The following is a 7287-nucleotide window of genomic DNA, read 5'->3' as shown; positions in this document are numbered from 1 at the left end:
GATCCGGGCCCGCCGTTCGTCGTCTCCGCAGAAATCCCGGCCCCGTGCGACGCACGGCGTCCCCACATGCCCTCCGCTGTAAACGGGTAGCCGACTACTCGCGATTAGCTGGTAGGACGCTTCTAACGTCGAATCCGCGCCGAAAGGTTCGGCGCATGGAGGCGAACGCCATGATCGACATCATCACCCTGCGCGGCACCGGGGAGCAGCGCAATTCCGACGGGGCACCGGCGGGCATGCTGCACGATGTCACCAAGCTGCTGGACACGAGCAAGTTCAGCGCGTTCGAACCGGACTGGCCCGCCGAGATCGGCCCGGTGCCCAGCACCTGGGGCTCCTCGCTGGACACCTCGGTGCGGCTCGGGGTCGCGGCCGGGGTCAAGGCCATCCAGGATTCGCCGAATGTGTGCGGCCTGCTGAGCTATTCGCTCGGCGGGATCGTGGCCAGCACGATCCTGCAGGGTGTGCACGCGGGCGTCTACACCAATGTCGACGGGTCGCCGCTCGAGATCGCGTTCACGGTGAACATCGCCAACCCCATGCGCCGCAAGGGCCAGTCCGTCGGCGACCTGTGCCCGCCGCAGACCTACGGCCTGCACGGTCAGCGCGGCGCCTGGCCGGCGGGCCTGGACGTGCGCGAGTACGCCAACCCCAACGACATCATCACCTCCTCCCCCGGCGACTCCCCGCTGCGCGCCATCGACACCGTGATCTCCCCTTTCTCCCTCGTCGAGGGCGCGCGCATCGGCAACCTCACCCCGATGCTGTTCCACGAACTGCTGAACTTCCTGCTCCAGAACCCGGTCGCCAACCTGGACCGCTACGCCGCCGCGGTGCGCGGCCTGCTCGGCTACCTGACGCCCTGGCCCGACGGCGAGCACGTGCGGTACTCCGGCCACAACATGCCCGGCACGAACGTGCTGTGGACGACCCACGCGGCGGAATACCTCAACGCCCACTACTGAACGCCCGTCCACGACGCCGCGTGGGCGGCGGGATAGATTGCTGCACGGGTTCACAGTCCTACACCTGCGCTACGCCCACTCGGGTGATCCGGCCCGGGGCGCCGAGTTGCTCGCGCCGTTGCGGCAGGTGGCCACACCATTGCTGGACACCACGTGTATCCACCATGACCCGGCGCATCCGATGCCGGTCCCGGCCATCGACGCCTTTCTGGCGGCCGCGGCCGGGCAGCCGATCGATTTCGCCGAGATCCGGACCCTGGGCGGGGCGATCGCCCGGCAGTCGCTGTCCCCCGGCATGATCGCCGGACGCCACGCGCTCGGCCATGCGCGCGGACTGATCGGCTACCCGGCACCCGAGGCCGACGACTAGTCACGCGACGGTGATGCGCTTCACGGCTCCCACAGCGATAGATTGCCGAGTGAGAGCTAGTGAGGTGATTCGTGGGTGATCTTCCGAGTGACGGCGAGGAGAACGGTGCGCGGCCGCGGGTGCGTCTACACGTCCTGGGCGGACTGGCGGCCACGGTCGAGGGACGGCCGGTCGATCTGGGCGGGCTGCGGCAGCGGAGTTTGCTGGCGGCATTGATCGCGGCGTTCCCGCGGGAGGTGTCGGCGGATCGGCTGCTCGAACAGGTGTGGCACGATGCCGTGGAACCGTCGGTGGGGTCACTGCATTTCGGGATCTCGAAGCTGCGCGATCGACTCGAGCCCGACCGGCGGCGCGGCGCGCCGGGCGTGATCGTCCGGTCCGCCACCAGCTACCAGTTGGATCTGGCCGCCGATCGGATCGACGCGCATCGCTTCACCGGGCACCTCGCGACGGCCGAAGCAGCCTGCGCCACCGGCGATTCCGCTACAGCGCTGCGGGCCTATGAGTCCGCGCTCGACGAGTGGCGTGGCGCGCCGTACGCCGATATCGCCGATGCCGATTTCGTCCGGCCGGAGATCGCGCGGCTCACCGCGCTCGAGCTGCGGGCGCGAAAAGCGCTGGTGGAGTTGCGGATCGACACCGGACACGCCGAAGCCGCGCTGCTCGACGCGGAGGCGTTGGCGGTGGCGCATCCGCTCGACGAACGCGTCTGGGAGTTGACGGCGCTGGCCCGCTACCGGGCCGGACGCCAATCCGACGCGCTGGCGGCACTGCGGGATATCCGCGATCGGCTCGACACCGAGCTGGGTATCGAACCCGGGCTCCGGCTGCGTGAGCTGGAGACCGCCATCCTGCGCCACGACGAGGAGCTGCTGCGTGGATCGGAGGCCCCCGCCCGGGTTGTCGTCACCGTGCCCGAGACCGCGCCGGCCTGTCCCATGCCGGTGCCCCGGACCCAATTGGTCGGCCGCACCGCCGAACTCGACGACATCGGCCGCGCCGTGCGCTCTACGCGCCTGGTGACACTGGTCGGCACGGGCGGGGTCGGCAAGACCCGGCTGGCCGTCGAGACCTGCCGGCGACTGCCCCACGTGACGGGCTCCGGGGACGAGCCGTGGTGGGTCGATCTGGCCTCGGTCGAGTCCGACGACCTGGTCGCCGCCACCATCGCCGAGTCGCTGCAGGTCCTCGGCGCCAGCACACCCGATCGCCTCGCCGATATCGTCGCGAACCGGGAAGGCACACTGCTGCTGGACAATTGTGAACACGTCCTCGACGGGGTCGCCCACGTGGTGCACACGCTCCTGATCCGATGCCCCGGCATCCGGGTCCTGGCCACCAGCCGCGAGCCGCTCGCGGTCGACGGCGAGCACATCGTCGAGGTACCGCCGCTGGACGAGTCCGAGGCCGTCGCGCTGTTCGCCGCGCGGGCCGCGGGCGTGGTGGCGGGCTGGTCCTTGAACGAGTCGGTGCGCGAACCGGTCCGGCGGATCTGCGCCGACCTCGACGGCATCCCCCTCGCGGTGGAATTGGCCGCCGCGCAACTGCGGGTGCTGTCCGAGCAGCAGATCGCCGACGGCCTGGCCGACCGCTTCACGCTGCTCTCCGGCGGCGCCCGCACCGCGCCCGCGCGGCAGCGCCGCCTCGCGGACACCATCGACTGGAGCTACCGGCTGCTCGATCCCGCCGAAGCTCGGCTGCTGCGCGATGTCGCGGTCTTCGCCGGAAGCTTCGACATCGACGCCGCCGCGGCCGTGCACGGCGTCTCGAATTCGATGGCCGTGCTGGAACCGTTGACCGGTCTGGTGCGCCGATCGCTGCTGCGGGTGCGGCCCGCGTCGTCGCCGCGCCGCTATCGGATGTTGCAGAGCATCCGCGAATTCGCGCTCGCCCGTTGCGCAGCCGGCGAGCTGGAGCGGGTGCGCGCGGCGCACCGCCGCTGCGTGCTGGACCGGGCCGAGGCCGCCGCGATCCATCTGCGGGACGCGCGCTCGGCGGAGCTGATGGACGCGCTCGGCGCGGATGTCGCCGAGCATCGGGCCGCCATCGCCTCCGCCTTCGCGGTCGGCGACCCCGGGTACGTGCTGCGGCTGGCCGCGGCCCTGCACTGGTTCTGGTATAGGCGCGGGTTCATCGCGGAAGGGATCGTGGCCGTCACCAACGCCCTCGACGCGACCGCTGCGCCCGGGCACGGGGTCGAACCCGGCACGCTGTCCATGGCCCTCGGCGGACTGGGTGGGCTGCACTATCTGTCCGGCGATCCGCTCCGGGGTGCGGCGGCTACGGCACGGGCCCAGCAGGTGGCGGCCGAGGCGGGCGATCTCGACACCGCCGCCTGGATGCGGGCGTGGACCACCTACATGCGCGCGATCGCCGAGCCCACCCCCGAGGCGGCCGTCACCGCCTCGGCCGCGGTCACCGCCGCCCGCGCGGACGCCAGACCGTGGCAGTTGGCGGAGGCGTTGATGATCGAAGGCATGATCCTGCGGTTCAGCAACCGCCCCGAGGAAGCACGGGCAGCGCTGCGGGAAGCGGTCGCGGTCGCCGAACGCTGCGGGCACCGCTGGTCGGGGGCTTCCGCGTCGTGGACGCTGGCCCGCTGTGCTCTGGACGCCGGTGACATCACCGACGCGCGGACCGCGTTGCGCACCATGCAGACCGCGCTGGAACCGGACGGGGACGTGACGTCATGGCTGGTGATGGTGCAGTTGGCCGCGGCGCTCGCGGCCCGCAGCGGCCGTCCCGCGGACGGTGCGCGGATGCTCGGGGCGGTGCGCACCCTGGGTGGGCGGATCGGGTTCCTGCCGGAGGTGATGGATCCGGTCGACGCGGTCCGCGAGGCGGCCGAGGTCCGGTCGGCGCTGTCGGAGGCCGAGTTCGAGGAAGGCGTGGCGGCCGGCGCGACGTTGACTCGCGCCGAGGTGAACGCCCTGGTCAGCGCCTGACCTCCGAGTCGGCCGGTGATGCTGGGCGGCAGCTAAGTTCGCGATAAGCGTCCTGCGGTCTCCTGAATATCGATCAGCACCATCGACTTTCAGGAGCCCCATGCCCAGCGTCTTCGATCCGGCCGCGCCGGCCGGTCTCAACCGACACCCGATTCCGGCCGCCACCGTCGTCGAACGCCTGCGCGCCGCCGTCGCCGGCGCCGTCCACACCCCTGGTGAGGACGGGTATGAGCGCTCGGCGGCCGGATTCAATGCGGCGATCGAGCACGCGGCCGCGGCCGTCGTGGTGGTCAGCAGCGCCGCCGACGTGGCGGCCACCGTGCGCGTCGCCGTCGAGACCGGCTACACCATCGCGGTGCGGGCGACCGGTCACGGGGTGCTGCCGACCCCCGCGGACAGCATCCTCGTCGACACCACCCTGCTCGACGCGATCTCGATCGACCGCGATCAGCGCACCGCGACCGTGGGCGCGGGCGTGCGCTGGCAGCAGGTCCTCGACGCCGCCGCCCCGTTCGGGCTGGCCGGGCTCGCCGGGTCCTCGACCAGCGTCGGCGTCGTCGGGTACACCCTCGGCGGCGGTCTGGGCCCGATCGCGCGCACCTACGGTTTCGCCGCCGACCATGTCACCGCCATGGAGGTGGTGACGGCCGACGCGACCCTGCGCCGCGTCACCCCCGACACCGAACCCGAACTGTTCCGGGCCCTGCTGGGCGGTGGCGCGGCCTTCGGCATCGTCACCCAGATGACGTTCCGGCTCTTCCCGATCCACACCCTGTACGCCGGTAGCCTCACCTACCGCATCGAGGACGCGGCGGTCGTGCTGCGGGCATGGCGGAACTGGGTGGCGGCAGCGCCCGAAACGGTCACCAGTTCGGTCGCGATCCTGAATCTGCCGCCGCTGCCGGAGATTCCGGAACCGCTGCGCGGAGCCACGGTGCTGACCCTGCGCTACGCCCACGTCGGCGACGCCGCCGAGGGCGCCGCGGTGCTGGCCCCGCTGCGCCCGGTCGCCGCGCCATTGATGGACACCATCACCGAAATGCCTTATACGGCTTTGGCTTCCATCCACAATGACCCGACCCATCCGATGCCCGCCCTGGATCGGGGAACCTTGCTGCGGGAACTGCCGGACGCGGCGCTCGACGCCCTGCTCGGGGCGGTCGTGGGGGCGCCGATCAATATGGCCGAGATCCGGGTGTTCGGCGGTGCGATCGCGCGGGAGCCGCAGTCGCTCAACACCATCGCGGGCCGTCACGCGGCGTTCCAGGTCTTCGCGGTCGGCGTGCTGGCCCCGCCGGTCGCCGACGTGGTCCCCGCCGCGCTCGACCGGGTGGCTACGGCACTGGACCGATGGAGTCTGGACGCCGCCACCCCGAACTTCGGCCTGAATCCGCTCGGCGGGGCGGCGGACACCCTGGCGGCCTGGACCGCGCCGCAGCGCGAACGCCTCGTCGACACGCGCCGCCGCTACGACCCGGCCGGGGTGTTCGCTCCGGCCGCGCGCTGGAACCTGCCGGTGCGCTGAGCTCCGGTTTCCGCGCCGAGCGCCGACGGGACCTGCCGCTGGTCGAGAGACCCCGCGGGGTGCGGCAGGTCCTGCGGTCGCAACTTCTTACCCACCGGTAGGGTCTGCTGGCAGAATGACGGGGCGCTCCGGCGGCGGGTGCGTGAACAAGGAGGTTGCGCGTGGCATTCGGTGATTTTCAGAACGAGATCTACTTCAACGGGTTGCGCGGGGTGGTCCCGGCGATGCCGGTGAGCTACGCGGATCTGGCCGAGCGGGCGCGGGCGGCGATGCCGCCGTCGGTGTACTCGTACGTCGCGGGCGGCGCGGGCGACGAACGGACCCAGAATGCCAATGTGGCGGCGTTCGATCGGTGGGGTCTGATGCCGCGCATGTTCGTCGGCGCGAAAGAACGCGACCTGTCCGTCGAGTTGTTCGGGAGCACCTGGGCCGCACCGGTTTTCATGGCACCTGTCGGGGTGATCGGTTTGTGCGCGCAGGACGGGCACGGGGATCTGGCGACCGCGCGGGCGGCGGCGCGCACCGGGGTGCCGATGGTGGCGTCCACACTGACGGTGGACCCGATGGAGGACGTCGCCGCCGAATTCGGTGACACCCCCGGCTTCTTCCAGCTCTACACCCCCACCGACCGTGACCTGGCCGCGAGCCTCGTCGAGCGCGCCGAGCAGGCCGGGTACAAGGGCATTGTCGTCACCCTCGACACCTGGGTGACCGGGTGGCGGCCGCGCGACCTGTCGACCGGCAACTTCCCGCAGCTGCGCGGACACTGCCTGGCCAACTACTTCACCGACCCGGTGTTCCGGGCGAGCCTGGCCAAGTCGCCCGAGGAGGATCCGCAGACGGCGATCCTGCGCTGGATCCAGGTCTTCGGCAATCCGCTCACCTGGGCCGACCTGCCGTGGCTGCGGTCGCTGACCAAGCTGCCGCTGATCGTGAAGGGCATCGGCCATCCCGATGACGCGCGCCGCGCCAAGGATCTGGGCGTCGACGGCATCTACTGCTCCAATCACGGTGGTCGCCAGGCCAATGGCGGGCTCCCGGCCCTGGACATGCTGCCGGGCGTGGTGGCGGCCGCGGACGGGCTGCCGGTGCTGTTCGACTCCGGGGTGCGGTCCGGCGCGGACATCATCAAGGCGCTCGCGCTGGGCGCGTCGGCGGTCGGCATCGGGCGGCCCTACGCGTACGGGCTGGCATTGGGCGGCGCGGACGGGATCGTGCACGTGCTGCGCACGCTGCTGGCGGAGGCGGATCTGATCATGGCAGTGGACGGGTATCCGACGCTGAAGGATCTGACGCCGGACGCGCTGCGGCCCGTCACGGTGTAGCGCGGCGATTCGGCACTGTGCACCAACCGGACCCGTCCGGGTCCGGCAATCCGCCGAATTGCGTTGAAGGGCAATATTTCCTGTTACACGGTGTCCTGGAGTCCGGCGCCACCCCCCGTGGGGGGTGGGGGCTCCCCCCGCAGGGAAAACCTGAACG

At 71.3% G+C, this 7287-nt stretch carries 5 protein-coding genes; all 5 read left to right on the top strand.

The window, feature by feature from the left end:
• The first annotated feature begins 155 nt into the window (after nt 1-155).
• The 5 genes from ACFV4K_RS33750 to ACFV4K_RS33730 all read left to right on the top strand — a co-directional run bounded on the left by ACFV4K_RS33750 (nt 156) and on the right by ACFV4K_RS33730 (nt 7130).
• Nucleotides 156-965 carry a hypothetical protein gene (locus ACFV4K_RS33750; protein ID WP_379280354.1) on the top strand — a complete coding sequence of 270 codons (810 nt, stop codon included), beginning with the start codon at nt 156-158 and terminating at the stop codon, nt 963-965.
• 37 nt (nt 966-1002) lie between these two features.
• Nucleotides 1003-1335, top strand: a complete 333-nt coding sequence (locus ACFV4K_RS33745; RefSeq protein WP_379280353.1) for a hypothetical protein — start codon at nt 1003-1005, stop codon at nt 1333-1335.
• A 71-nt stretch (nt 1336-1406) separates the two neighbouring features.
• Nucleotides 1407-4280, top strand: coding sequence for a BTAD domain-containing putative transcriptional regulator (locus ACFV4K_RS33740; protein ID WP_379280352.1), 2874 nt, complete (start codon nt 1407-1409; stop codon nt 4278-4280).
• A gap of 100 nt (nt 4281-4380) precedes the next feature.
• Nucleotides 4381-5805 carry an FAD-binding oxidoreductase gene (locus ACFV4K_RS33735; protein ID WP_379280351.1) on the top strand — a complete coding sequence of 475 codons (1425 nt, stop codon included), beginning with the start codon at nt 4381-4383 and terminating at the stop codon, nt 5803-5805.
• Between the two features lie 161 nt (nt 5806-5966).
• On the top strand, nt 5967-7130 hold the full coding sequence (locus ACFV4K_RS33730; RefSeq protein WP_379280350.1) for a lactate 2-monooxygenase: 1164 nt from the start codon (nt 5967-5969) through the stop codon (nt 7128-7130).
• Nucleotides 7131-7287 lie beyond the last annotated feature (157 nt).

The organism is Nocardia sp. NPDC059764 (assembly GCF_042732555.1).
GTDB lineage: Bacteria > Actinomycetota > Actinomycetes > Mycobacteriales > Mycobacteriaceae > Nocardia.
Note: the sequence above shows the minus strand (reverse complement) of the source record. Positions and strands in the feature narration are given on the sequence as shown.

Coding starts and splice junctions, on each gene's coding strand:
- ACFV4K_RS33750 (WP_379280354.1), top strand. CDS start 156: ATGGAGGCGAACGCCATGATCGACATCATCACCCTGCGCGGCACCGGG.
- ACFV4K_RS33735 (WP_379280351.1), top strand. CDS start 4,381: ATGCCCAGCGTCTTCGATCCGGCCGCGCCGGCCGGTCTCAACCGACAC.